Source organism: Bacteroides sp. CAG:189, assembly GCF_000432295.1.
Classification (GTDB): domain Bacteria; phylum Bacteroidota; class Bacteroidia; order Bacteroidales; family Bacteroidaceae; genus Bacteroides; species Bacteroides salyersiae.
Map to the genome: position 1 here is coordinate 1 of NZ_HF991094.1, position 2,609 is coordinate 2,609.

Below are 2,609 nucleotides of genomic sequence, written 5' to 3' on the forward strand. Positions count from 1 at the left end.
CGACAACGGTTCGGTGACACCTTCTGGTTCTACTATTTTTTTGTGAATGATATAAAGACCGATTGAAACAGGGAGGTCCGGCAACGGAAATCTCCATTGAAAAGAGTAATATGAGTTATCCCCTAAAAAATAAAATCAGAATCCATAAAAAGAACAACATAAACCAACAAAAAACAGCTATATACAATGAGATACAGAACCATAATATTGAAAAGCATTTCCGTGGAAGTGCAACTTTCGTTTTTCGGAACGGAGACAGGCTCAACCGAATGCCATGCCATGTTGCACACGCTGAATACCTCACTGAATGCGGCCGAACAGATAAAAAATCTGGAAACGGCTGTCGGGATATTGTCTGCCGACGGCATTGCCGGCAAGAATATGTCTTTAGTCTTTCGTCGCTATTTTATGAGCGATCCGGCTAACCAGTGGCAATTGTTGAAACACGACCTGCCGGGTGCCCTTTCCATTACCGGACAGGCGCCGCTCGATTATGCCAAAGTGGCGCTTTGGTGCTATTTTGTAGAAGATGCGACGGTGGAAGATGCTGACGGCCTGACCGTTATGAAACATTCGGGCTATGAACATTATTATTACACTGGCTTGAATAGTACGGCAGACACTGGTGAATATACACAGACACTCGAGTTATTTAACGATTTGCGTACCTCCTTGAAACAGGGAAATCTTTCGTTTGCCGATGAGCTGGTACGCACATGGATCTATGTGCAGGGAGTCGATACGCATTATGCCGGCATGGTGCGTGCCCGTAAAGAGGTATTCGATGAAGAAGGGCTTACGGAACACACTCATTACATTGCCAGTACCGGAATCGAAGGGCGTTTTCGCCTGCCGCAATCTTTGGTTTATATGGACGCTTATGCCATCCGGGGAATGTCCCGGGGGCAATTGAATTATCTGCATGCTTTGGAATATCTCAGTCCGACCAGTAACTATGGGGTGACCTTTGAGCGGGGTAGCATCGTGAATTATGGCGATCGGAATCATATTTTTATATCCGGTACGGCCAGCATTGACAAGCATGGCGAGATTCTCTATCCGCAGGATGTGATGGCGCAGGCCAAACGGGCGCTGATGAATATACTCGGCTTGTTGAGTGAGGGGGGAGCGAATTTTGATGACCTCGCCCAACTGATTGTTTATTTGCGCGACCCGGCGGATTATCCGGTTATCAAACCTTTCATCGAGTCCATGCTTCCGGAGGTACCGGCAGTATATGTATTGGCGCCTGTATGTCGTCCCGGCTGGCTGATCGAAATGGAATGTATGGCCGTATGCCCTAATATGAACGATATGTTGAGACCTTTCTGATAATGAGGAGGAATAATATGAAAAAATATGTATATATCATTTTGTTATTGATGTTGTTCAACGGTTGCCGTGAAGCCGTGCCGGACCAGTATGTCGATATGATGACCACCATCCGGATAGAGCCCGATTATCGCGACACCGTGATTCCTTGTAATATAGCGCCGCTGAATTTCCGTATACAAGAGGAGGCGGATGATTATCTCACTTGTATCAGCGGTAGCAGTGGCGAGAAATTATATTGCTATGACCGAGATGTGAAGGTTGAACTCAAATTATGGCGTTCTTTGCTGGATGCCAATAAGGGAAGTGAGATTAAGTTTGAAATCTATCTGAAAAAACAGGGCATTTGGTATAAATATCCGGTTATCAAAAATAGTGTCTCTCCCAATCCCATTGACGGCTATCTCTCTTACCGCCTGATAGAGCCTTCGTATGTGACTTACGGTGAACTGTCCATCAGGCAACGCGACTTGACAAGCTTCGACGAATGCGATATCTATAACAACCAAGTGCTTGGAGGGAAAGGGAAATCACAGTGCATCAATTGCCATTCCTACCAGAATTACCGGACAGATCATATGCAGTTTCACGGCAGGGGGGATTATGGTGGTACGGTGATAGCGTCCGGAGGAAAACTGCGGAAAGTAAACCTGAAAACAGAGGAAACCGTTTCGGGCGGAGTCTATCCGGCCTGGCATCCTGTACGGAATCTGATTGCCTACTCTGTCAACAAAACCGGGCAGTTGTTCCATTCTAAGGATTTGCAGAAGGTAGAGGTACAAGATACTTATTCCGGTCTGGTGCTTTACGATGTCGATTCCAACCGGCTCACGGTGGTACTGAATGATTCGAATTCATTGGCAACTTTTCCCTCCTGGTCGCCGGACGGGCGGATGCTGTATTATGCCGCCGCTTTTTTCCGGCCGTCCGGCAAGGACCGGTCGGCGGAGATGGGCATGAGATACCGCGACTTGAAATATAATATAATGAGAATTCCTTTCGACGCGGAGACGATGACTTTCGGTTCTCCCGATACGGTGTACAACGCCGCTATGCGCGGGCGGAGTGCTACGTTTCCGCGTGTGTCTCCCGATGGCAACTACCTATTATTTACAGAAGCCGATTACGGCACTTTTCATATTTGGCACAAAAGTGCCGATCTTTATCTGATGAATCTCCGGACTAAAAGCGTCCGTCCGTTGGAAGAGGTGAATAGCCGGGACGTGGAGAGCTACCACAGTTGGTCGTCCAACGGCCGGTGGATTGTATTCAGCTCG

At 47.4% G+C, this 2,609-nt stretch carries 2 protein-coding genes; both read left to right on the top strand.

Annotation, left to right across the window (positions count from 1 at the left end):
* The first annotated feature begins 186 nt into the window (after nucleotides 1–186).
* Entirely contained in the window at nucleotides 187–1,332 is a 1,146-nt protein-coding gene (locus QVP90_RS13315; protein WP_007478255.1) for a Rid family hydrolase, read from the top strand.
* Between the two features lie 17 nt (nucleotides 1,333–1,349).
* The coding region (locus QVP90_RS13320) for a TolB family protein (protein ID WP_288204503.1) at nucleotides 1,350–2,609 on the top strand (1,260 nt) is incomplete at its 3' end.

Excerpts from the sequence above, each read along its gene's own strand:
- QVP90_RS13315 (WP_007478255.1), top strand. The coding sequence starts at position 187 with ATGAGATACAGAACCATAATATTGAAAAGCATTTCCGTGGAAGTGCAA.